Source organism: Lyngbya aestuarii BL J (assembly GCF_000478195.2).
Lineage (GTDB): Bacteria > Cyanobacteriota > Cyanobacteriia > Cyanobacteriales > Microcoleaceae > Capilliphycus > Capilliphycus aestuarii.
Window position 1 is genome coordinate 38,024 of the sequence record NZ_AUZM01000017.1, and the last position, 23,479, is coordinate 61,502.

The following is a 23,479-nucleotide window of genomic DNA, read 5'->3' on the forward strand; positions in this document are numbered from 1 at the left end:
GCCATGATTCGACTAATTACCCCCGATGACACAGCAGCGCTCATCGCCCTAGCTAAAGACACAATTAGCTTTAAACCAAACGAACTTGAGGAACTGGGTAAAATGTTCTCCGACTACTTCAATAGTAATAGCGATGACATCTGCATCACCGACGAAGATAATGGGCTGGTGGGAGTAGCCTACTGCACCCCCGAACACATGACCAACGGGACTTGGAACCTGCTGTTGATCGCCATCCACCCCAACTATCAGGGACAAGGACGGGGTACTGCATTGCTGCGCCAGGTTGAGCAAACGTTGACGAGGCGAGGTGAGCGTATACTATTGGTGGAAACTTCAGGATTACCCAGTTTCGAGCGCACACGAGCATTCTACCGCAAATGTAGCTACGATGAAGAAGCACGAATTCGCGACTTCTACGATGTTGGCGACGATCAGATTGTTTACCGCAAGGTGTTGGCTAACCCGTTGAATTGATAAACCCGTCCCTACACAAATATGAGACAATATAGAACGGTACATCGGAATAGAGAATTGAAAAACTGTGAGTTCAACCGTCGTCACGACTGAAAATTCAAAATCAACAGCTAGCCTAGCCCGTCGTGCTGTTTTTCCCTTCACCGCAATTGTCGGTCAGGAAGAAATGAAACTGGCGTTGCTGCTGAATGTGATTGACCCCAAAATCGGTGGTGTGATGATTATGGGCGATCGCGGAACGGGCAAATCGACCACCATTCGGGCTTTAGCTGACTTATTACCCGAAATAGAGATCGTTGCAGATGACCCCTTCAACAGTCATCCAGATGACCCAGAATTGATGAGTGATGAAGTCCGTCAGCGAGTCTTCGAGCAACAATCAGTTCCCGTCGCGCGTAAAAAAGTCTCGATGGTTGATTTACCGTTGGGGGCGACGGAAGATCGGGTTTGTGGCACCATTGACATTGAGAAAGCCTTAGCCGAAGGGGTAAAAGCTTTTGAACCGGGTTTGTTGGCGAAAGCCAATCGCGGTATCCTCTACGTCGATGAGGTGAACCTGTTAGATGATCACTTGGTTGATGTATTATTAGATTCGGCCGCCAGTGGTTGGAATACCGTTGAACGCGAAGGTATCTCGATTCGTCACCCGGCGAGGTTTGTATTAGTCGGTTCAGGAAACCCCGAAGAAGGAGAATTACGCCCTCAACTGTTAGACCGTTTTGGAATGCACGCCGAAATTCGCACGGTAAAAGAACCGAATTTGCGCGTTCAAATCGTTGAACAACGCACTGCTTTTGACGGCGCTCCGAACGAATTTCTCGCTCAGTATGTCAGCGATCAAGAAAAGCTCCAACAGACGATTATTGAGGCTCAACAAAGACTTTCTTCTGTTGAAATTAGCCATGATTTTCGCGTGAATATTTCTCAAGTTTGTGCAGAACTTGATGTTGATGGGTTGCGAGGTGATATTGTTACTAACCGCGCCGCTAAAGCGATAGCCGCCTTTGAGGGTCGAACAGAAGTAACTGTCGAAGATATTGGTCGGGTAATTACCCTGTGCTTGCGTCATCGTCTGCGAAAAGATCCCTTAGAATCAATTGATTCCGGATACAAAGTGCAGAAGGTTTTCCGTCAAGTATTTGGTTTACCCGAACCCGAGGATGGTAATTAATTGAAAAGGTTTAAGGGTTAGAAATTGGAACTTTAACCTAGAACAAATCCTAACCCATGCAAAGACGTATTATTGGATTTGATCCTGGACTTGCAACTTTGGGCTTTGGTGTGATTCATTGTCAAAATAAAAGGGAACGGGGTGGCAATTATCCCGTTTCTTTAATTGATTTTGGAGTGATTAAAACACCTGCCCATCAAGAAATGGGAAAGCGTCTTTGTACAATTTATGAGGATTTACACACCTTAATTGAACAGTTTAAACCTGATTTGGCGGTAGCTGAAAAATTGTTTTTTTATCGGATGGGAAATGTGATTTCTGTCGCGCAGGCTAGAGGGATTTTAATGTTAGTTTTAGCCCAGGAAAAAATTCCCCTAGTTGAGTTTGCTCCGCCTCAAGTTAAACAAGCGTTAACCGGATATGGTAACGCCAATAAAGTTGAGGTACAAAATGCCGTCGCCCGTGAGTTAGACTTAGAGAAAATTCCCAAACCTGATGATGCAGCCGATGCTTTGGCGGTTGCTTTAACGGCTTGGTTTGATGATGACATCGTTCCCAAGCAATAAAATAGAAAAAAATATCAATTTAGGATAGATGGTTATTTTAACTTCTCAAGAAATTGCTCAATTTCGTTCACAACTTTCTGAATATTCCCAAGCATTAGAAGCGTTGGATACGATAGAAGACTGTGAAGGTGATATCGAAGATGCGGCTATTTCCATCGCGATTCAAGTTGGACAAATGCCCACAACTTCCGATAATTGGTTAGCGGGTGTGGCAAAACGGTATCGGGTAACAATTTGTGATCAAGAATATCGTGACGAACTGTTGCAAGGTAATATTAGTAAAATAGTCGGGCATTTAATCGAACAAAATACTTGTCCACAACTGTTAGTCACTCCTGTGGTTATTTATGCTGTCAAAACAGGAATTAATCAATTCTGTGAACCCTTAGAATACAAATTGTCTTCTTAAAGAATGACAACAACACAAAGTTAACCAAAACTTAGTTTAAAGCTCTTGACATAAAATCAGTTTATCCCCTAAAATACACATCAAAGTTAACCCTTAAAGAAAAGGCGTTAATGTCTTTTTAATGTCCAAATTAAAGAAACCTTTCTAATGGGTGTTCTAGGTGTTCTACAAAGGGGTGTAATGGGGTGATAAAATTTAAGTTAAATTTCAATTTCAAGTTAAACCTATGGAATCAAGGCCTAGTTTACTGCGGTTTATTCCTCTCACTTTCCGCCTGTACAACCTCATCAACAGTTTCTCCTCAACAAACAGAAACACCAACAACAAATCCCGATAAAATTGTTGAAGTTATCCCAACATTTGAAGCTAAACTTGTTAACGAAAAAGGCGGATATTATTGTTCAGATGGTCAAACCGCCTTCGGGCCAGTCACCCAAAAAATGATCAAAAAATGTGTAGACTGGGGAGGTGGAAGTGCTTGTAATAATACTTACTGGTCAGAAACACTCTTTCTCAAAGCCTACGGAAATGGACAATGCCCAGACGGTTCTCGCCTCAACTCTGTTACAGGTTACTGTGTAGAAGGTCAAAATGCAATCGGCCCTTTTCCTCAACAATTAGTAACAGCTTGTAGCAACGCAGATGGGGGAAACTCTTGTAAATCTCATCGTTGGAATACTCGTTTATTATATAATCTTTTAAGAAACGAAGAATTAATTAAAGCACCGGAAACGCCGCCCCAATTTGTTTTGTTAGCCTTTGATGGTTCGAGTTCTTTAGAGGCTTGGAATAAATCACGAAAATTTGCCAAAACCTTAGAACAAAAAGGCATCAATTTACGCTTTACTTATTTTATCAGTGCCGTTTATTTTGTCAACAACGAAAATCGCAAACTCTACGACGCACCAGCCGGAAAAGGTCGCGGACGTTCAGCCATTGGTTGGGGCGGTTCAGCCGATGACATTCAAAAACGACTCGAACAAGTCAATTTAGTTTATCTTGAAGGACATGAAATTGCTTCCCATGCAGTCGGTCATTTTAACGGCAATAACTGGAGTGAAGCTGACTGGAAAAAAGAGTTTGAATACTTTGATAAATTCATTTTTGACGCTTATAAAATCAATGGTTTAACAGGTCGCCTTGCCTTTGAGAGAAGTGCAATTGAAGGGTTTCGCGCACCCGAATTAGGAACCGGTCCCGGTTTATTTCGCACCTTAGAAAAACAAGGATTTCGCTATGATACCAGTCGCACAAACCAAGCCAACTATTGGCCGCAAAAACAAAATGGAGTTTGGAATTTTCCCTTAGCCAGTATAACGACAGCTTTAACAAAAAAAAGTTTACTGTCAATGGACTACAACTTTTATTATCTTCACTCAAAAGCAAAATCTAACCCGAGTAACGCAAAATATTATGAGGAGGATATGTTCAAAAGCTATATGAACTATTTTGAGAAGAACTATAAAGGAAATCGCGCCCCGCTACACATCGGACATCACTTTTCGGCTTGGAATAATGGTGCCTATTGGAATGCTTTATTTCGGTTTGCAGAAGCGGTTTGTGGTCAACCTGATGTGCAATGTGTGACTTATCGTGAACTAGCTGACTTTATGGATATGTTAACACCGACTCAAATTGCAGCTTATCAGAAAGGCAGTTTTCCGAAAGTTATAGCGGATAAGAGTCCTCAAACAAACCCCGTAAAAGTAGAAGAAATTCAACCCGAACTCTGTCAAGTTTCAGAGCCAATTGGAAATCAAACTAAACAACAGAAATTGACACCAATCTCCCGTCTTAATAATGGGGTTTTAGATTAAGCTGTTGGCGAAAATCCTCATTATATTCAGCTTCCCAATAAAATTGAGCCGATTTAATTTGTAACGGGTTGAGAATTTCGACATCACTGAGATTGGCGTGTTTGAGGTTGGCGTTTTGAAAATTTGCATTTTTGAGATGAACCCCTCGAAGGTTGGAACCTTTGAGGTTAGCATCTTGAAAATTTGCATCTTGAAAATCCGTGTTAAATAGATTGTCAAGGCAATAAAAATCTACTCGAATTAAAATAGCTTGATAAAATTGAGTTTGATTTAAACACGCTCCACACAAATTAGCATCGGTTAAATTCGCGCCCTGAAAGTTGGCTTGAGCTAAATTCGCCACTTCTAAATTACCTCGTTCTAAGTTAACCCCTTGAAGTTGAGCGTTTTGGAGTTTGGCTTCTCTTAAGTTAGCCTTCATTAAGTTAGCATCGGTTAAATTCGCGCCTTGTAGGATAGCCTGTTGTAAATTCGCCCCTTGTAAATTCGCGCCTTGTAAGTTCACTGCTCGTAAATTCGCCCGAGTTAAATTCGCCCCTTGTAAATCTGCTTCCCGAAGATTTTGAACCTCTCGTAAATGGTTAGTTCTAACTAAATAGGCTTGACGCAAGTTCGCACCTTTTAAATTCGCACCTTGCAATTCTACGCCCATAAAATCTGCTTGTTCAAAGTTCGCTTCAATGAGGTTCGCATCCGTAAGATTCGCTTCAGATAAAATCGTCTGTTTGAGATGGGCACCCCGTAAATTAACGCCTTGAAAATCCACACTAGAAAGGTTAGCTTGTGCAAATTTCGCTTTTCGTACAGAATAGGCTTGTTTGAGATGGCTTCCTTGCAAGTTAGCCCCTTGAAAGTCTGTACATTTGAGGTTTGCACCTGTTAAGTTAGCACCGCTGAGATTTGCGCCGGTGAAGTTAGTTTCATGGAGATTTGCGCCTTGGAGGTCAGCACCTTGCAAGTTGGCTCCACTGAGGTTAGCATGACTAAGGCTAGCTCCTTGTAAGTTAGCACCTTCTAAGTTGGCTTCAACTAAATTAGCGCCAGATAGATTAATCTCTTTGAGGTAAGCTTGAGAAATATCGAGTCCATCGAGAGAAACACCTTCATTATTGAGGTCTTGCAGGGCTTTCAGTCGCGCTCGACTGGCGAAAACTCCCGATGTGGCGGTACTGTCAACAACCTGCCATGCTTCATAAATTGCCCGTTTTCGGCGTTTACGACTTTCGAGTAAATATAAAGCTGCAACCGTAGAAATGCTGAAGCTTTCTACATGGTCAACAGTAATTAGAGAAAGAACTTCCTGAGTGATACAGTGTAAAGCTGTGTCTTGTACCTGACAAATCGTTTCACCTGCAACCCAGTTTTCAACACGGTTGACAAACAGCAGACCAATATAAGCAATCACCAACGCCAGGTAAATCCGAAACCACAGACATTTATCAAAGGAACGAAATAAAGGCGAGCGGGCTTGAATATTTTTCCACTGATACCACTTTACACGTTCAGGTCGCTTCAAGGTCATACTAGATTTTACTGCCTCAAAAGAAGTCACGAGTTGACGACAACCCGTGCTTTTTCAAATCTTAACCGAATTAGCGTAAATTTATTCTTACCATAAACCGCGAACAGGTGTACCATTAGGCGGTTCAGAAGGTTGAGACGGTTGGGGTTGAGGCGGTTGCGGGGGTTGACTTCCCACCGCTACACAACTTCCATAAAGCCGTTTACAAATTTCATCTATTTTATCTTGGTCGGGTAACGGATTTTGATACCCTCGAAATAACGGCCCGGTAATAATGGCTTCGTATTCTTGTTTAGTTATCTGTTCAATCGTAATATCAGCGAGTGCTAAACCTTGGGTTAACCCCGCTACTCTCTGTCCACCTGAAATCACTAGGGCGTTGGGGTCGTCGGGGTTGTCTTGGAGAGCGAGTTGAATTTGACCTTCTAACACCGTAATTGTACCAATTCCGTCTTCATCAGCACTCATCAAATAAGTCGTTCCTTGAACACCAACAGCAAACCCTGAAAGACACCCATTCGCGGGGCCAGAAGCCACTACAACCCCTTGTTGAACTTCAATACACTGACCCACAACAATCGAAGAATTTTCGGTCATTCGTCCCGACGCGCCTGTATTAAAGTCAAGTTGCGCCCGGGCTTGTTCGGTACGAACTTCTTCGCCTAAAGCCGCATCATCGTTTTCTTGGGCGACTTGGTTCTCGATAAAAACTTCGTTGTTATCTCCAAGAATTTCTGTTAATATTGCTATGTCTATTTGTGCAATCGCTGGAATAGCAGCAAGCGTGATTGTTAAGGCGACTCCTAAACTACCAAAACCAGATTTTATTGATTTGACTGAACTCCTCATCTCCTCTCTCCTTTCTTTATAAATGATTAACTCATGGGTCGATGAACTTTTCCATGCAAAGGTCAGTATTTCGGGATAGTTTATCTCCTTCAGTAATAAATTAAAAGATTATCGGACAATACAAATTTTATTCTATAGTTTAGGAGTTCAGAAATAATTGTCATTGGTGAGTGGAACGAAGAATCTCTAAAACACGGACGTTTGACTCCGAGTAACAGGATAACCGATAACAGATAACTGAAAAATGAGGTGTTAAGTCAGAAGACCGAACACCTCATTGATTTTAGACAAGTTGTGACGAGAGGGGTTTTCTCACCTCCCCAGTTAAACTAGGAAGGATGAGAGAGTAGTGGCTAACCGTTAAACAATTCCTTCAGAAGAATTAGTTGTCGTTCCAACAAAACCCTGGGAAACTTGATACTCAAAGGCTTGATAGAAGTTGATTTGAGTCACTTCTTTAACCCCGTAGAATTGAGTCAACTCTTGAGCATTTCCGCTGATGAATTTATCCAACTCTAACTCAGGATTTTCAGTGAGGAAATCATCGCTATAGGGGTCAATACCCGCTTCTAAACCTGCACCGAAAGCATACTCAACAACTTCACGTTTGCTGATTTCAGTGAGTTGTTTACTGTAGAAGTTGGTGAGAACATCTCCATTTTCTGCGGTGTATTCATCGAGGTCATAAGAGTCATCAGTTTCAAATCCATCTTCGAGGAATTGACCCTGCATTTCACCGATTAACTCATCATCTTCAACCTCTCCGCTAGCATCAGTATCGAGTTCTGCTTTGTTGTCCTCAATTAACTGAGCATTTTCTTGTTTGAACCACTCCGTATCTAACAGAGAAGAAGTGCTGACTCCTTGGGTTTCGGTGTAGTTGAAAGCTTCTTCGTAGTTGAAAGAGTAAACCTGTTCAACCCGATAGTTTTCAACCAGTTCCTCACCCAAACCGCGATAGTAATCGAGTTTAACAAACTCTTTCACATCCAAACCAATTTCGGTCGCAGTTTCGAGGATGAAGGTCTTGACAACGGAAGTATCGAGTTCGGCAATTTGTTCTTCAGGAATCTCGAAGTGTTCAGCGATTTCTGACTTATACTCTCCGATAAATCCATGAACATCAACCGCAGACATTTCTAAGTTATTCGCCAAGCCGTAAGTTGAAGCGTGTTCAACAATTTGACTTTCGCTGAGTTCATTAACCGAGACACCGTAATTGGCTTCTAAAACAGATTGGTGAGTGGATTTGTAGAACTCGATATCGACTTCTTCTTCCGCTACAAACTTGCTGTACAAACCACCGACAACCATCTCAGAAGGAAGTTCTGCGACTTGTTCAACCGCTATTTCAAACCGTTCAGCGAGTTCATGTTTAAATTCTTCCTTCAGGTAGTCTTCATCGACGTATTCTAACGGGTTAATTCCGTTTTTCCATCCCTTACCGAACATGAACTTCATTAAGTCTTTATCGGGGATAGAAGCAACATCAACATCTCCGTCTTCCATGTCGTCGGTGTCATCGATATTGTCACCTACGCCATCTTCCGACTCATCATCCATTTCCGACTCATCATCCATTTCCGACTCATCATCCATTTCATCGGAATCATCATCCATTTCCGACTCATCATCCATTTCCGACTCATCATCCATTTCCGACTCATCATCCATTTCCGACTCATCATCCATTTCCGACTCATCATCCATTTCCGACTCATCATCCATTTCCGACTCATCATCCATTTCCGACTCATCATCCATTTCAGAATCATCATCCATTTCGTGATAGAACTCGGCGATTTGTTCAGCGTTATCTTTACGGTATTTATCGAGGTCGATAGCGCTGTATTGTACCTTCTCAACTTCAAGGATTTCTTTGAAGTCGCGACTGAAGCCAATATCAATCACCTGTTTAACATCGAGTTGAGAGATATCGGTGACTTCAATTTCCAAGTCTGCAAATAATTGAGTTTGTTGTTCAGCAGTTAACTCGGAGATTTGATATTTCAGGTAGTGAACATCGAGGTTAGCGAAAGTCTCATCGAAACCATCGAGAATTTCCGCATCCGTCAGAGGAACAATTTCTCCCTTGAGAACATCCTCTTCAGAGACTTCGTAGAATGTGGCAATTTCGGTAGTCTCGGTTGTACGAATATATTCGTAATCAATTTCAGACTGAACCAGTTTGAGTTCGACACTTTGGAATGTTTCGCTTCCAGACAGTTGAACCAGTTGTTCAGCAGTAAGTGCTTCAACGCTAGCGACTTCAACTTCGAGGACTGTGCTAATTTGTTCTAGGGTAACGGTTCCTGCTTCAACTAAGCCACTCAGTTGGAACTCAACGTAATTCTCGTCAACTTCAACTGATTTAGCGACAGTCTCAATATCGAGTTGTTTGATGTATTCTAGAACATCCGCATCGGTAAAAGAAGTTTCTTCTGTTCCGTCATCGGTAGTTCCGTCATCGGTAGTTCCGTCATCGGTAGTTCCGTCGTCGGTAGTTCCGTCATCGGTAGTTCCGTCGTCGGTAGTTCCGTCATCGGTAGTTCCGTCGTCGGTAGTTCCGTCATCGGTGGTTCCATCGTCAGTGGTTCCGTCGTCGGTAGTTCCGTCATCGGTTCCATCATCCTCGGTTGAACCATCATCGGTTCCATCATCATCGGTTGAACCATCATCAGTTGGAGGTTCAACAGTATCATCACCTTCATCACCGACTGAAGAATCATCGCCTTCGTCTTCAGCAACATCATCGCCTTCGTCTTCCGCAACAAACGTTTCAATTTCAGTGGCGAAAGTTTCGCTGAAGTATTCAATAACTTGTGCTTCGGTGATTTCAGCATCCGCTTCTAAATCAAGAGCGGTAGTAATATCTTCACCGTAGACAGAGGTAACAAACTCTAAGTCAAACCCGGTTGGAACCAGTTCAACAGTGGTTTCTTCGCCGAGAAGTTCCTCGAACTCGCTATCAGAAATTAACTCAGCAACTTGTTCGTCAGTCAGACTATCAATATCCTCGACAGTCGTTAACTCAACCTCTAGAATTTCCGCAACACTGGTGAGATTTTCTTCAGTGATAACTTGATTGAGTTGATAGCGAACGAAGTCATAATTAATGTCTTGTTCTCCATGTTCAACACTGACAACGTTCGACTCTGTGAACCATTCTGTTGCTAATTCATCAGTGACTTCAGCTTCAGTAACTTCCGCATATTCAGCGATTGCCGTAACATTTGTTTCCGCTAAGAAATCGAGAATTTCAGTGTCGGAAACCATCACCACTTCTTCACCCGTGATGGCGGCGATGTCAACATCAAGCGCTTCAGCAATAGCGGCGGCGTAAGTGGTTTTAACGTATTCGAGGTCAACTAATCCTTCTAAGCTAAATTCTTCGCTGTGTTCAACTGCAAACTTGAAGACTTGCTGGAAGGAAAGTTCAGAGATATCATCGACATCCTTGTAGACATCTTTCAATGCTTTCTCGAGGTCTTCACCGAATTGTGCTTTGTATTCTTTGCTATCGAACCAGTTCAACTTTTTGAAATCAACAGTGCCTTCTTGTTCGTAGACAAATTCAACAATTTGCAGTTTGCTAACTTCGGTAATAGACTCGACACCAAAGACAGTTTGAACATCGCCTTCAAAGGTTTGACGGAAGTAGTCATAGTCAATGTCTTGAGACAAACCACCGACTACAAAATCAATGACAACCTTGGCATCAAGTGTGCTAACTTCGGTGACTTCAATGTTGTAGAAAGCAGCGATTTTTTCAGAGAATTCTGTGCGGTAAACTTCGACTGTTTCTTCTTCGATGTAAGTTGAAAGGTCAATTCCTTGTTCCAAGCCAACCGTAACCATGTAGTTGTAGACTTGTTCGGAACTGATTAAACTAACGTTACTAACTTCAAAGAAAGTGGTCAGTGCTTGCGCGTTTTCTGTGCGATAAACTTCAACTTGGAAGGCAGAGAGTTGTTGTTCGGGTTCAAAGTTATCAGCAAAGAAGTATTTTTTGAGGTCTTCGAGAGTTAGGTCTTTTTCTTTCTTGCCGATAGATTCTGCAAAGTCTTTTAGTTCATCTTTGAATTGCTTGCGAACCCATTTTTCATCGATGAAGGGATGCTTTCCACCGAAGACAAATTCTAAAGTTTCATCAACGGTAACGTCTGTACCGAATTGAACTTCTAAAGCTTCTTTGTAGACATCTTTGAGGTATTCAACATCAACAACTTGTTTCAAGATTCCAAGTTTTAAACCTTCGCCTTTTAAGAAGGCTTTGAGTTGACCATCAGTTAAGTCATCAAGGTCTTTAACTCCACCTTTGAAGAAGTCTTTGACATCTTTCTCAAATTCTTTGAATTCTTTCTTAAATTCTTTCCGCAGTTTCTTGAAGTCAATTTCAGAACTGCTTAACTCTTGGTCAAGAACAAAGAACTTAATTTGAGAAACTTCTAAGCTGCTGACTGCCTCGATTTCAACACTGTAGAATTGAGCGAGTTGTTCCGCATATTTAACCTTGCAGTAGTCAACATCAACTTCAATTTCTAAGTTGGCACTATCGAGAACATCTTCATCACTGATTTCGCTAGTATTCTCAACATCAACTTCTTCGCGAATCTTGTCACCGTATTGTTTCTTGATGAATTTGAAGTCGAAGAAAGCAGAAGTATTTAAACCTGCTTTAATTCCTTTTTCTTCAAGATATTCAAGAATTTGTTCAGGAGTTGCATTTTCTCCCAGTTCTTCTGTCAGTTTTTCGCCATGAATGGATTTTAGATAATCAAAGTTAACTTTCGGGGAAGGACTCTTTCCTTTACCAACAACTTCTTCTTGAACGAATTGGATTAAATCGCCTAACTTCAGACCTTCAACAGATTCAACTGAGAAGAAAGTTTTAAGTTCAGCGTCAAACTCCTTCAAAAGTTTATCAACATCAAAGAACTTAGAAAGTTTGACTCCTTTCAGGTCAGCTAAGTCTTTTGTGACTAACAAGTCTTGCAGGTCTTCGTTGCTAATTTCGCCGTCGATACCGAGTTTTTCAAGCAGGTCAGCGTTACCTTTAACAACTTTGACATCTAGATAAACCTTAGACGGGGGTTCTACATCATCGGGAGTTTCACCGTCATCGGGAGTTTCACCGTCATCGGGAGTTTCACCGTCATCGGGAGTTTCACCATCATCGGGAGTTTCACCATCATCGGGAGTTTCACCGTCATCGGGAGTTTCACCGTCATCGGGAGTTTCACCGTCATCGGGAGTTTCACCGTCATCGGGAGTTTCACCGTCATCGGGAACATTCACATCAGGAACTTCTCCCACAATCTGTCATCGCCTTCACTACCCACATCGGAGTCGTCGCTATCATCTCCTGCGATTACATCATCATCTGCATCGTCGGAGTCATCATCGTCGGAGTCATCGTCTTGGTCGTCGGTATCGTCTCCATCATCATCGGAGTCGTCGTCTTGGTCATCGCTATCATCATCAACGTTATCATCACCACCATCAACAGGAACATCGTTACCGTCGGTGTTATCATCGCCTGTCGCAATTAAGTTGAAGTTGCTAACGATAGACTCAACTAATTGTTCGATATCTAACTCAGCGAGGGTGGAAATTTCGAGAACTTCTAGAACTTTTGAAACCGAGAAGGAGAAGCTAAATTCACGATTTTCTTCGCGTCCAAATTTTAACCAGTGGTCAACAGCTGTAATTTGACCCGACTGCACAAAATCAACGAGTTCTGGGTTCAGTTGTAGGTATTCGCCAACTTTAAAGAAGTTGCTAAATTCCCGTCTTTCTTTTTTACCAAACTTAGCAAAATGCTTGAACAGACTGAATTGACCGCCTTGAACAAAGGATTCTAAATCAGAGTTCAGACTGAGATATTCACTCGGTTTAAAGAAATCACCGCATTCGCGTTGTTCGTATTGTCCATCTTTGAGGAAGTGACGGAAAGCACTTACAAATTTACCTTGACCTTGGAAGAAGCTGTCGAGGTCAGTATTCTTTTCTAGGTATTTTTTGACACTAAATAAGCTGTTAAACTCCCGTCCTTCTTCTAAACCAAATTCGAGGAAATGTGAGAGTAAACTCTGACGACTGACAACTTGAGAGACATCAACGTTTTTCGTAGAGTATTCGGTGATATTAAAGGTATAACTAAATTCCCGACCTTCAAATTGACCAAACTCCATGAAGTGGGCTTTCGCATCAAGTTGACCTGCTTCTACTAGGGTCTTGATGTCGGAGTTGAATTCTAGGTAAGCATCTACATCAAATAATTCGTCTAGGATATCATTTGTTGCTTCTGTATCATCCATTTCAACTCCGGTTTGTACGGCTTCATCAGGAAGGGGTTCTGCGCCGTCTCCAATTCCGCCATCGGGTTCAACGGGGATGGGGGTCATGTCGTCCATGTCGTCCATGTCGTCCATGTCGTCTGAGGTGACATCTACAGGTTCGTCCATGTCGTCGATGTCTTCGTCCATGTCGTCTGAGGTGACATCTACAGGTTCGTCCATGTTGTCCACGTCGGGAAGGGGTTCTGCGCCGTCTCCAATTCCGCCATCAGGTTCGACAGGAATAGGGGTCATGTCGTCCATGTCGTCTGAGGTGACATCTACAGGTTCGTCCATGTTGTCCATGTCTTCGTCCATGTCATCATCTCCCGTTACAACATCAACAGACTCAACAGGTTCTTCTGTGATGGTTTGGGTTTCTTCGTTTACAGGAAGGCCTGTTAAAGGGTCAAAGATTAAGTCGTCCATAGCTAGATTAAACCTCTACTTAAATTGCAAAAAATTTACTGAAAAAAATCTGTAGATTAGTGACTGAAAGGGATTTAATTCTCCCCTCTAAATTTCAGTCAGACTATAAGGGGTTTTGGGTTAATAAAGACTCAGAGTTTAGTTTTTATTGTCTGAGTTGCAAGCATAAATTTGTTGCCTCCTTTCTGCTTGAAGTTGTAAGCTCTCATCTTTCATAATTTAATCTGAGGTCTCACACCGAACTTTTTGTTCTCTACCCTGATTGTAATAAACACTTTTAAGATCTCTATGAGGGTCAGATGAGAAGTTTTTTATGATTTCTATTCAACCCATACCTTTAATTGTTACATCTGGAATGAATAGTGGCATCCGTTAAAACACGGAACTTCTAAATTCAGAAGAAAAAGGCTTGCAATGACGTTTTAACAGGGATTTTTGCCTCAAAGCCTAAGTGATAGTTATAATTAACTAGGGGGATTTGCGTGATTATACTGAGGTCAGGAAGTGATCATTATGTCATTGAAAATTTGTGCCATGCAAAAATAAGTCACTCCTGTTTATATTTCAATTTATGAGTAGGAATGACTCAAAAATAAAGATTGATGAATTGTCAAGCTTCCTATGAAAAGAAGCAAAAAAGCTACAGCATTAATCAATCTTCAGTCTCGATCTTTCAATAGATAGATTGCAGAAAATTGTTAGGGCTACAAGTTGTAGCGGCTCTGATCCGAATCCTGGAGTCAGAACCCTTCTATCGGAGACGTAATTTTAAAAGTTAGGTTCCTCAATATTCCTTGATATTAGGGACAAAGGCGATAACCCATTCCTCTAACGGTTTCAATGCGATCGCCGCCCAATTTTTTCCGTAAATATCCAACATAAACATCAACAATATTCGATCCGGGATCGTAATCATAACCCCAAACGCGATCAAGGAGTTGTTCTCGACTCATCACTTGTTCAGGATGACGCATCAACGTTTCTAAAAGCTGAAATTCTTTAGCGGACAGTTTGATGGGACAATCAGCGACTTGGGCTTGACGAGTATACAAGTCCAGCAAAATATCCCCGGCGGTCAATACCCGTTCCTCTTTAACAGGTGAGAGAGTCTGATGACGTAAGCGGGCGCGTACTCTCGCTAACAACTCCGCAAAGCGAAACGGCTTAGTGACATAATCATCAGCGCCTTCTTCCAAACCAGCAACTTTATCTTCGATATCATCACGAGCCGTTAAGATAATGATGGGGACTTGTTCTCCCTGGCCCCGTAATTGTTTCAAGACTTGAAAGCCATCCTGATGGGGAAGATTTAAGTCCAGGATCAGCAAGTCAAATTGATTTCCCAGTGCTTTTTCTAAGGCATCAGAGCCATCATTGGCGACGGTAATGGTAAAGCCGTTGGCTTTTAGCCCTTTCTCTAAAAAGGCAGCGATACGAGGTTCATCTTCAGCGATCAAAATCCGGCTCATTAGACAGAACTTCCTTCAGGAGAATGATTTCAAAATAATTGATTAAAACGAATGCTGTATGTGAAATCCTCAAGATGCAGCCCTGCTGGTTTGAGTCGCTCTGAATCAAAATCTATATTCTGTAACAGTTTACCTTTTGTTCTCAGCATCTTGAGCAGTGACCTCAACTCTAAACTGAACGGATGTAGATCATCTTTGTTTTCTATCGGTAGATGCTTTGTCTGCCTTGGGATTCACACCCTATGGGATCTATCGATTCCATCATAACTCTCATTAGGACTGGTGAGATCAAGGATTCAGCGAAAAAAGTCTGCATTAACCCCAACCGATACCCGATACATAGACACAATTTCCCTGACTCTTAGTTTGCCCAATCACCCAGCTAAAATATCAACCCTTGTAGTTATACGGCTCAGAAATTAATTTTTCTCAACGAATAGTCGGTTTTCCTCACCTGATGTCTGCCGTTGAACCCCTCCGGGTTGTGTGGAATCTCTTAAAATATCAAGTGATGTCAACAAAGGCAGTCCCCAATAGAAGCGCAAAATGACACCTGCCATCTTAATTGAAAAACTGCAAAAACGTTATGGTTCTGTCGAGGCCGTCAAAGAGGTCTCTCTGTTCGTCAAACCGGGGGAAATCTTCGGTTTACTCGGCCCCAACGGTGCGGGTAAAACCACGACTCTACGGGCATTGTGTACGTTAATTACTCCGGATTCGGGTCGTCTGGAAGTCTCAGGGGTGAATGTTATCGAAAAGCCCCGACAAGCGAGACAACGCCTGGGTTATGTGTCTCAAGAAGTCGCCTTAGACAAGGTGCTAACAGGTCGTGAACACCTGCAACTGCAAGCGGCATTGTACCATCTGCCTCGGCCAATGATTAAAGATCGGATTGCCAAGGCGATCAATTTATTGGGTTTAGCAGAATGGGCCGATCAAAAAAGCGGTACCTATTCGGGCGGTATTCGCAAACGTCTCGACTTGGCTGCTGGCCTTCTCCATCAACCCGATGTGTTGGTGTTGGATGAACCGACGGTGGGCTTGGATATTGAAAGCCGAGTAGCGGTTTGGGATTTCCTGCGTCAGTTGCGTCAAGCCGGAACAACGGTGTTAATTACCAGCCACTATTTAGAAGAAGTAGACGCTTTGGCCGATCGCGTGGCAATTATTGATCAGGGGGTTGTGATTGCGACAGGAACCCCTTCTCAACTCAAAGATCAAGTTGGAGGCGATCGCATTACCCTCAGAATTCGGGAGTTTTCGCCGATGGAGGAAGCCGAAAAAGCCAAATCTCTCCTGGAATCTTTACCGTTTGTCACCGAAGCCATTATTAATACTGCCCAAGGGAATTCTCTGAACTTGGTCGTTCAACCTCAAAGTGATGCGCTGTTAACGGTACAACAGGCGTTAAAAGAGGCGGACTTACCCACGTTTGGGATCGCCCAATCTCGACCCAGTTTGGATGATGTTTATCTAGCGGCGACAGGTCGAACCCTGATGGATGCGGAAATCGCAGCCGTTGCGGTTCGTGACCCCAAAGCGGAGAAAAAACAAAATATGCGTTAAGGTGAAGGCAATAGGGAACAGGGAACAGGGAACAGTTAACAGGGAACAGTTAACAGGGAACAGTTTTTAGCTTCTGCGGCAAAAGCCTCACACCTGAAAACGAGCGTGTCAGTGTCAGATGAATCGCCGACAAAATCTCGAATTTCTCCGAGTTCCGTTACAGTTGTAATAAAGTATATTTGCTTTAAGTTGCCCAATGAGAAACGTAGCAAAAGTCAGACTATACCCAACGGATGACCAGAAACAAACCCTTGCAAAAGCGTTTGGCTCTGTACGTTGGGTGTGGAATTACTGTCTAGAGCTAAACAACCAAGTCTACAAAGAAACAGGCAAGGGGATCTCAGGGATGCAGCTAAAAAAGCAACTACCAATCCTTAAGAAGAAAGAAGAAACAGCCTGGTTAAAAGAAACTTATTCACAGTGCTTACAGCAGTCTGTTTTGAATCTTTCTAGAGCTTTTGTCAACTTCTTTGAAGGTCGAGCTAAATTCCCGAGGTTTAAGAGTCGTCATGGAAAACAGTCGATCCAATACCCCCAAAACGTCAAGATTATTGAAAACTATTTGAGTTTCCCTGTAATTGGCAACATCAAAGCTAATATTCATAGAAGGTTTGATGGAAGTCTAAAAACGGTAACAATAACTAAGACGAAAACAGAAAAGTATTATGCTTCAATACTGTTTGAGAACGAGGAGCAAGAACCCGAGATTTCAAGCGAAGGAAAAGCGATTGGACTGGACTTGGGATTGACTCATTTTCTAATTACAAGTGAGGGGTCTAAATACAATAATCCTCGACACTTCAAAAAACACTCACACAACTTAAAACGGAAACAACAGAAGTTATCCCGTAAGCAAAAAGCGTCTAACTCTAGGAATAAAGCACGTAGGTTAGTCGCAAGAGCGCACGAGAAAGTCAGCAACGCAAGGCAAGATTTTTTGCATAAATTGTCTCGCAAAATTGTCAACGAGAACCAAGTGATAATTGCTGAAAATCTCAACGTAAAGGGCATGGTACGCAACCATAATCTTGCCTTAGCAATAAGCGATTGTGGTTGGGGAATGTTCTTAAACTTTGTTGATTACAAAGCTAAACGGGATGGAAAGACCTTTGTGGAGATAGATCGGTTTTTCCCATCCTCAAAGACTTGTAATGTTTGTCTGAATGTTGTAGAAAGTTTGCCACTTGATATTCGTCAATGGGAATGCAATCATTGTCATACCCAACATGATCGTGATATTAACGCAGCCATAAACATTCGAGACGAGGGATTACGAGTCATCGCGGGGCGTATAAACTGCGCGGGAGACCCACGCAGACAGCCCCTTGCCTCGGGGACGGAGGCGACTGCCAGTGGAGGAGGTGTAAGACGAAATCTTCGCAGCTCTCGGAGCTTGCATCCGAGAGAACGAAGACCTCTCATTGGACGCAAGTCCTCTGTGCGGCAACTTCCGATCAATGAACAATCTAAAGATGCTTCGACCAAGACTGTTCAAGAAACTGGAAGCTTACGACCGAAAGCGAAGCGTCGGCGTAGGTAGTTCACAGAGAATTATTCCATTAAACGTCTTGCTGAAATTTGTAAAAAAGTTGTAACGAGATCTTGTAAATATGACAGGTACAACCACTCCTAGTTCATCTAATCTAAGTTTATCTCCGAGTCAACGGGAAACGATTCAACCCAATCCCGTCGGAGAATTTCTTCAAGAAACTCTGGCGTTAACTCGTCGGTTGTTTATTCAGCTTCAGCGCCGTCCGTCAACTTTGGTGGCGGGTGTGATTCAGCCGTTGATGTGGTTAATTTTATTTGGGGCGTTGTTTCAAAATGCACCGAAAGGTTTATTTGGAGAAAGCCAAAATTATGCTCAATTTCTCGGTGCGGGTGTAATTGTGTTTACGGCTTTTGCAGGGGCTTTAAATGCCGGATTACCCGTAATGTTTGACCGGGAATTTGGCTTTTTGAACCGTTTATTGGTGGCGCCACTCACGACTCGCTTTTCGATTGTGGTCGCCTCTGCAATCTTTATGATCACCATGAGTTTTATCCAAACCGGAGCGATTGTAGCCGCAGGTGCTTTTCTGGGGGCGGGACTTCCGGGAATTCCTGAGTTGGGTTTGATTGCTGTGATGTTGTTTCTGTTGGTTTTGGGCGTCACGGGTTTAAGTTTGGGTTTGGCGTTTGCCTTACCAGGACACGTTGAATTAATTGCGGTGATTTTTGTCACCAATTTACCGCTATTATTTGCCAGTACCGCTTTGGCACCGCTTTCGTTTATGCCGAGTTGGTTACAGGTTGTGGCTTCCTTGAACCCATTGAGTTATGCGATTGAACCGATTCGTTATTTGTATTTACACGCCGATTGGTCTTTTGGAAGTATCGTCATGCAAGCGCCTTTTGCTAATATTTCTTTAGGAGGTGCGATTGGGGTTCTATTTGGCTTTGCGATCGCTGCGTTATTAGTGATTCAACCGCTTCTGCGCCGTCGCTTTGCATAACTAAAGCTTCTAAGTTGGATTCAATAAAGTTTGTAACCCTCTCTATCTCTAGGGAGGGTTAAAATCTGCTCAATTAGTCTATCGTTAGAAATAGTGATTTAGGTGTGAATGCAATGAAACTTCAAGTCAAATCTGGTGTGGGGATGGCAATATCAATCCTATCGGCAGTTGGAATCAATGTAACGCTGTTGTCCCAACTGAGTATTGCTCAACAAAACAATCTGAATCCGCTCCAGGATTTTAACAGTCAGCATAATGATAATGGGACGAGTTTGGGGATTGATCAAAGTACCATGTATAACCTGATTCATCGGGCGCAAATGGGAACTTTGGATCTGAATGTGAACTCTGTTCATGATCAACAAAAAGATAATATTCGCGATGCAGCAGCAGAATTTCGCGCCAAGCAACGTCAAAGGTTTGAACAACGCAATCCTGAAGTGGCGGGAGAGACTTCTTCTGATGGCGAGCAACTCAATCCATAATCTCTTTGAGTAATTACCCTCACCCACTTAGGCTAGGTCGCAGGGCTGTTTCCAAGTCGGACGAAATTTTGATTGATAGGGAGGTCGGGAAAAATCTATCAACTTCAAGGTAGATTTTCCCTTCTCACTCGGCTTTGTAACTGAGGCTCTAGATATTAAAAAAAGCTTAGACTTCCTTCTAGTGAGAGGATGTGGGGTGCAGAAAAGCCAAATAAACAGTACACTAAAAGAGTAAGAGGTAATTCACCTCTATAAAACTCCCCCGCACTTGCTCTATTGTTCATAATTCACATCATTTTCGACGGGGAAAGCCACAAGCAACTGTTTACAAAAAGGCAAATATGTCCAGGTATGACTCCCACTTACGCTGCTCTTTTTGCGGCAAGTCCCAAGAGCAGGTTCGCAAGTTAATTGCTGGCCCTGGTGTTTACATCTGTGATGAATGTGTAGAACTCTGTAATGAAATTTTAGAAGAAGAATTTTCAGATCCGACTAAAACTACGCTTGCAGATCTCGAATCCAATTATCTTTCTACAGGTTCAGTCCAGACAACTCCTTCATTACAACAGATCCCCAAGCCCACTGATATCAAGCAGTATCTTGATGATCACGTTATTGGTCAGAATGATGCGAAAAAGGTGTTATCGGTCGCGGTTTATAATCACTATAAACGTCTGAGCCTAGATCAAGCGAGTTTGAGTGGAGATCTCAATCCTGATGATGGCGTAGAACTCCAAAAATCAAATATTATGTTAGTCGGGCCGACGGGTTGTGGTAAAACCCTTCTGGCTCAAACCCTTGCCAAGCAGCTAGATGTTCCGTTTGCGGTGGCTGATGCGACAACGCTCACCGAAGCTGGATATGTTGGGGATGATGTCGAAAATATCTTGCTGAGACTGCTACAAGTGGCAGACTTTGATATTGAAGCGGCTCAACGTGGAATTGTTTACATTGATGAAATTGATAAAATTTCCCGTAAAAGCGAAAATACTTCGATTACTCGCGATGTTTCGGGTGAAGGGGTACAGCAAGCACTACTCAAGATTTTAGAAGGAACGATTGTTAATGTTCCCCCTCAAGGTGGACGTAAGCATCCTTACCAAGATTTTATCCAGATTGATACGAGTAAGATTTTATTTATCTGTGGTGGTGCTTTTGTCGGTTTAGAAAAAGTGATTGAACAACGGTTGGGTAAAAAGTCTTTAGGCTTTATTCAACCTTCGGAGACGGCAAATAATACAGCCGTTAAATCTGTTCAACGTCAAGATGAACTATTCCAACACGTTGAACCCGATGATATGGTGAAGTTTGGGTTGATTCCTGAATTTGTTGGCCGAATTCCAGTTGTAACGGTGATTTCACCTCTGAATGAAGAAGCATTGATGCGGATTCTAACAGAACCCCAAAATGCTTTAATTAAGCAGTATAAGAAGCTGCTGAAAATGGATAATGTTAATTTAGAATTTGAACAGGATGCTTTAAAAGCGATCGCCGCAGAAGCTTATCGTCGCAAAACGGGTGCTAGAGCATTGCGAGGAATTTTGGAAGAATTAATGCTTGATGTGATGTATGAGTTGCCTTCTCGTAAGGATGTGGTTCGGTGTATTATCACTCAGGAAATGGTTGAAAAACGATCAACGGCTGAGGTTTTATGGCATCCAACCTGGCGTAGACAACATGAGTCGGCTTAGGTTGATCAGCTTGAGTTTATCAGTTTAGGGATGGGATGGAAAGTTAAATAATTTTGTTTTCTATCCCTAATTTTGCTGATTAATTAATTGTTAGAAGCTGATGTTGGGTCTGTGGTTGCGGCTATTTTCACAGAGCGTAACTCTTTTTGAATCGAAATCGCTTTTCCCAAAGATGAAATAGCTTCTTGATAGTTTTTGAGTTTGGAGAGTAATGCACCTCGAAAACGCCATGCTTCTGCATCATTGGGTTGGAGTTTGATAGCTTGATCGTAGGCGGTGATCGCATCAGGATATTGTTCTAGTTTTTCAAATAAAAGCCCTTTATGTCGCCAAGCTTCTGAAGCTTCGGGTTGGATTGTGATCGCTTTTTCGTAAGTTTCTAATGCTTCTGAATATTGCTTAAGTTGTACGAGAACTGAACCTTTACCCAGCCATGCTTCATAACAGTTGGGTTGATGTTCAATTGCATTTTCAAAGGAATCAATTGCCTCTGAGTATCGTCCTAATTGTTGTAATAAAGATGCTCTCATATTCCATAATTCGGGAGAAGTTGGATCGAGTCCAATGGCTTGTTCAAAAGATGCGATCGCCTGTTCGTAGCGTTTCAATTTACACAGGGCAACAGCTCGATTTAACCAAACTTCTCGTTTTCCAGCATCAATAGTAATGGCTCGATCATAAGAGATAATCGCTTCTTCATATCGTTTTAATTTTCCTAAGACATTACCGCGATTATGCCAGGTTTCATATTTATTGGGTTGAATTTCTAATGCTTTGTCATAGGAAGTTAAAGCCTCGTCATAACGCTTGAATTTTCGCAGCAATGCACCTCGATTGTGCCATGCTTCATCATCCTTCGGTTGAATTGCCAAAACATGATCATAGGATTCTAAGGCTTCAGAATATCGCTTCAACTTAACCAAAACATTACCGCGATTATACCAAGCCTCGTATTTTTGAGGATGAATTTGTACAACCTTTTCATAAGCCTTTAACGCTTCTTTATAACGATTTAGACGCACCAAAATATTACCTTGATTATACCAAGCTTCCTCTAACTCTGGATTCATTTTAGCCGCTTTTTCAAAGGAAATTAAAGCTTCTGAATAGCGTTTTTCGTTATTTAAAGCTTCTCCTTGTTTGAGATAATCATCTGCAATAAAGTCCGGAGAAGAATTAAACTGAAAACTCCCATCAAATTCGGAAGGAAAATTGGAGTTTAATTGATTTCTTTTCGGTAAATTATTATGGCTATTATGACCCCCGGGAAACTGAATTAAATTCGATTGCTCTTTAGACTTAAAATCAGACTTAAGTTTTTGTAAACTTTCAATTAAATTTAACTGTAATTGCTTTAATTCCTCAATCGACGCTTGAGATGCGGAGGCTTCTTGTTTCAAAAAATTAATAGAGTCTTGAGTTGCCTTAATTTGCGCTTCTAATTGTTGAGCTTGCTGCTGAGATTGATGACGAGATTGAGCGATTTGTTCTTCTAAACCATCAACCCGATTTAAACCCCGATTTGCCTCTGTTACTAACTCTCGAATCACCAAACGCCGCACTAACCAAAAAAATGCCATCGTTATGACAGGTGATAAGATCCCAATAATCAATAAACTATTAAGCAGCGTAATGGTTTGATTAAAATCGGAGTCGCTCTCGTCATTCGGACTAATTTCTTGAGCTAAATTTGTGTCGTCTAGGCTTAAATTTACCTCGGAGGATAAATTATTTTGATTGGAAAAAGTTTCAACCAATAAAGCCAACCATGTCCGACTTAAGACTTGATTCAGCTTTTGTTGATTGGACTGCGAGAATGCTGAGGATGGAGTCAAAGGTGGGATCGCCGAAGCCAGAATCAACTCCTGATCCGATGTAGACTGAGATCTTAAAGGAGAAAACTCCTGGCCGATCAGCATTTCCGGCATACTTACCGATGGTGTATGCTGCGATATGAGGTTCTCAATCCAATCACTCTTGCTATCGATAGTAGGAATTATACCCGAAGAACTCGATAACAAACTCTCAGGAATAGAACGAGCTTCGCCTACGGAGTCCTGAGCGACTAAAGCCGCCAAAGTTAAAAATGCTACATTTGATAATTTCATAACGCTCAACTCGCTTGCAAGCTAGGAGTAAATAGCAGACTAAGATTAGCTCGAACTAAAATATAAACTCATCCCCCTTTTCTACAG

The 23,479-nt window shown here is 42.2% G+C and carries 16 protein-coding genes; 11 read left to right on the plus strand and 5 right to left on the minus strand.

Features of this window, described 5'->3' with window-relative positions:
• Positions 1–3: 3 nt before the first annotated feature.
• From M595_RS09560 to M595_RS09580, 5 genes are all read left to right on the plus strand, one after another.
• Positions 4–477 (plus strand): GNAT family N-acetyltransferase, encoded by a 474-nt coding sequence (locus M595_RS09560; RefSeq protein WP_023066014.1) that lies wholly within the window; start codon positions 4–6, stop codon positions 475–477.
• Positions 478–544: 67 nt separating this feature from the next.
• Entirely contained in the window at positions 545–1,648 is a 1,104-nt protein-coding gene (bchI, locus tag M595_RS09565) for a magnesium chelatase ATPase subunit I (protein WP_023065952.1), read from the plus strand.
• A gap of 56 nt (positions 1,649–1,704) precedes the next feature.
• Entirely contained in the window at positions 1,705–2,214 is a 510-nt protein-coding gene (gene ruvC / locus M595_RS09570) for a crossover junction endodeoxyribonuclease RuvC (RefSeq protein WP_023066007.1), read from the plus strand.
• A 28-nt stretch (positions 2,215–2,242) separates the two neighbouring features.
• A complete protein-coding gene (locus M595_RS09575; protein ID WP_023065987.1) occupies positions 2,243–2,623 on the plus strand; it encodes a hypothetical protein in 381 nt (126 codons plus the stop codon).
• A gap of 185 nt (positions 2,624–2,808) precedes the next feature.
• Complete coding sequence (locus M595_RS09580; protein ID WP_023065985.1) at positions 2,809–4,440, plus strand: polysaccharide deacetylase family protein; 1,632 nt, start codon at positions 2,809–2,811, stop codon at positions 4,438–4,440.
• Here M595_RS09580 and M595_RS09585 read toward each other — a convergent pair.
• The 3 genes from M595_RS09585 to M595_RS31090 all read right to left on the minus strand — a co-directional run bounded on the left by M595_RS09585 (position 4,418) and on the right by M595_RS31090 (position 12,127).
• On the minus strand, positions 4,418–5,962 hold the full coding sequence (locus M595_RS09585) for a pentapeptide repeat-containing protein (protein WP_023065945.1): 1,545 nt from the start codon (positions 5,960–5,962) through the stop codon (positions 4,418–4,420). The two genes, M595_RS09580 and M595_RS09585, sit on opposite strands and share 23 nt — an antisense overlap.
• 87 nt (positions 5,963–6,049) lie before the next feature.
• Positions 6,050–6,811: a FecR family protein gene (locus M595_RS09590; RefSeq protein ID WP_023066023.1), complete on the minus strand. Its 762-nt coding sequence runs from the start codon at positions 6,809–6,811 to the stop codon at positions 6,050–6,052.
• A 360-nt stretch (positions 6,812–7,171) separates the two neighbouring features.
• Positions 7,172–12,127, minus strand: a complete 4,956-nt coding sequence (locus M595_RS31090; protein WP_052001733.1) for a hypothetical protein — start codon at positions 12,125–12,127, stop codon at positions 7,172–7,174.
• On the opposite strand from M595_RS31090, the gene M595_RS32995 reads away from it, so the two are divergent.
• Positions 12,041–12,526, plus strand: a complete 486-nt coding sequence (locus tag M595_RS32995) for a hypothetical protein (protein WP_375339239.1) — start codon at positions 12,041–12,043, stop codon at positions 12,524–12,526. The genes M595_RS31090 and M595_RS32995 overlap by 87 nt on opposite strands.
• A gap of 1,852 nt (positions 12,527–14,378) precedes the next feature.
• Here M595_RS32995 and M595_RS09605 read toward each other — a convergent pair.
• Entirely contained in the window at positions 14,379–15,047 is a 669-nt protein-coding gene (locus M595_RS09605; protein WP_023065942.1) for a response regulator transcription factor, read from the minus strand.
• 546 nt (positions 15,048–15,593) lie between these two features.
• On the opposite strand from M595_RS09605, the gene M595_RS09610 reads away from it, so the two are divergent.
• From M595_RS09610 to clpX, 5 genes are all read left to right on the plus strand, one after another.
• The gene (locus tag M595_RS09610) at positions 15,594–16,613 is read left to right on the plus strand and encodes a daunorubicin resistance protein DrrA family ABC transporter ATP-binding protein (protein ID WP_023065938.1); all 1,020 of its coding nucleotides are present in this window, start codon (positions 15,594–15,596) and stop codon (positions 16,611–16,613) included.
• A gap of 196 nt (positions 16,614–16,809) precedes the next feature.
• Positions 16,810–18,153: an RNA-guided endonuclease InsQ/TnpB family protein gene (locus M595_RS09615; RefSeq protein WP_023066009.1), complete on the plus strand. Its 1,344-nt coding sequence runs from the start codon at positions 16,810–16,812 to the stop codon at positions 18,151–18,153.
• Positions 18,154–18,223: 70 nt separating this feature from the next.
• Positions 18,224–19,108, plus strand: coding sequence for an ABC transporter permease (locus M595_RS09620; RefSeq protein ID WP_023065988.1), 885 nt, complete (start codon positions 18,224–18,226; stop codon positions 19,106–19,108).
• Between the two features lie 113 nt (positions 19,109–19,221).
• On the plus strand, positions 19,222–19,593 hold the full coding sequence (locus M595_RS09625) for a hypothetical protein (protein ID WP_023065973.1): 372 nt from the start codon (positions 19,222–19,224) through the stop codon (positions 19,591–19,593).
• Positions 19,594–19,934: 341 nt separating this feature from the next.
• Positions 19,935–21,284, plus strand: coding sequence for an ATP-dependent protease ATP-binding subunit ClpX (gene clpX, locus M595_RS09630; RefSeq protein WP_023066027.1), 1,350 nt, complete (start codon positions 19,935–19,937; stop codon positions 21,282–21,284).
• An 83-nt stretch (positions 21,285–21,367) separates the two neighbouring features.
• Here clpX and M595_RS09635 read toward each other — a convergent pair whose 3' ends face one another.
• Positions 21,368–23,392, minus strand: coding sequence for a tetratricopeptide repeat protein (locus tag M595_RS09635; RefSeq protein WP_023066022.1), 2,025 nt, complete (start codon positions 23,390–23,392; stop codon positions 21,368–21,370).
• Positions 23,393–23,479 lie beyond the last annotated feature (87 nt).

Bases quoted from the DNA above. Each gene is read 5' to 3' on its own strand.
- M595_RS09605 (WP_023065942.1), bottom strand. From the start codon at position 15,047: ATGAGCCGGATTTTGATCGCTGAAGATGAACCTCGTATCGCTGCCTTT.
- M595_RS09560 (WP_023066014.1), top strand. From the start codon at position 4: ATGATTCGACTAATTACCCCCGATGACACAGCAGCGCTCATCGCCCTA.
- M595_RS09620 (WP_023065988.1), top strand. From the start codon at position 18,224: ATGACAGGTACAACCACTCCTAGTTCATCTAATCTAAGTTTATCTCCG.
- M595_RS09635 (WP_023066022.1), bottom strand. From the start codon at position 23,392: ATGAAATTATCAAATGTAGCATTTTTAACTTTGGCGGCTTTAGTCGCT.
- M595_RS09585 (WP_023065945.1), bottom strand. From the start codon at position 5,962: ATGACCTTGAAGCGACCTGAACGTGTAAAGTGGTATCAGTGGAAAAAT.
- ruvC (WP_023066007.1), top strand. From the start codon at position 1,705: ATGCAAAGACGTATTATTGGATTTGATCCTGGACTTGCAACTTTGGGC.
- M595_RS09610 (WP_023065938.1), top strand. From the start codon at position 15,594: ATGACACCTGCCATCTTAATTGAAAAACTGCAAAAACGTTATGGTTCT.
- M595_RS09590 (WP_023066023.1), bottom strand. From the start codon at position 6,811: ATGAGGAGTTCAGTCAAATCAATAAAATCTGGTTTTGGTAGTTTAGGA.
- M595_RS09625 (WP_023065973.1), top strand. From the start codon at position 19,222: ATGAAACTTCAAGTCAAATCTGGTGTGGGGATGGCAATATCAATCCTA.
- M595_RS09575 (WP_023065987.1), top strand. From the start codon at position 2,243: ATGGTTATTTTAACTTCTCAAGAAATTGCTCAATTTCGTTCACAACTT.
- clpX (WP_023066027.1), top strand. From the start codon at position 19,935: ATGTCCAGGTATGACTCCCACTTACGCTGCTCTTTTTGCGGCAAGTCC.
- M595_RS09615 (WP_023066009.1), top strand. From the start codon at position 16,810: ATGAGAAACGTAGCAAAAGTCAGACTATACCCAACGGATGACCAGAAA.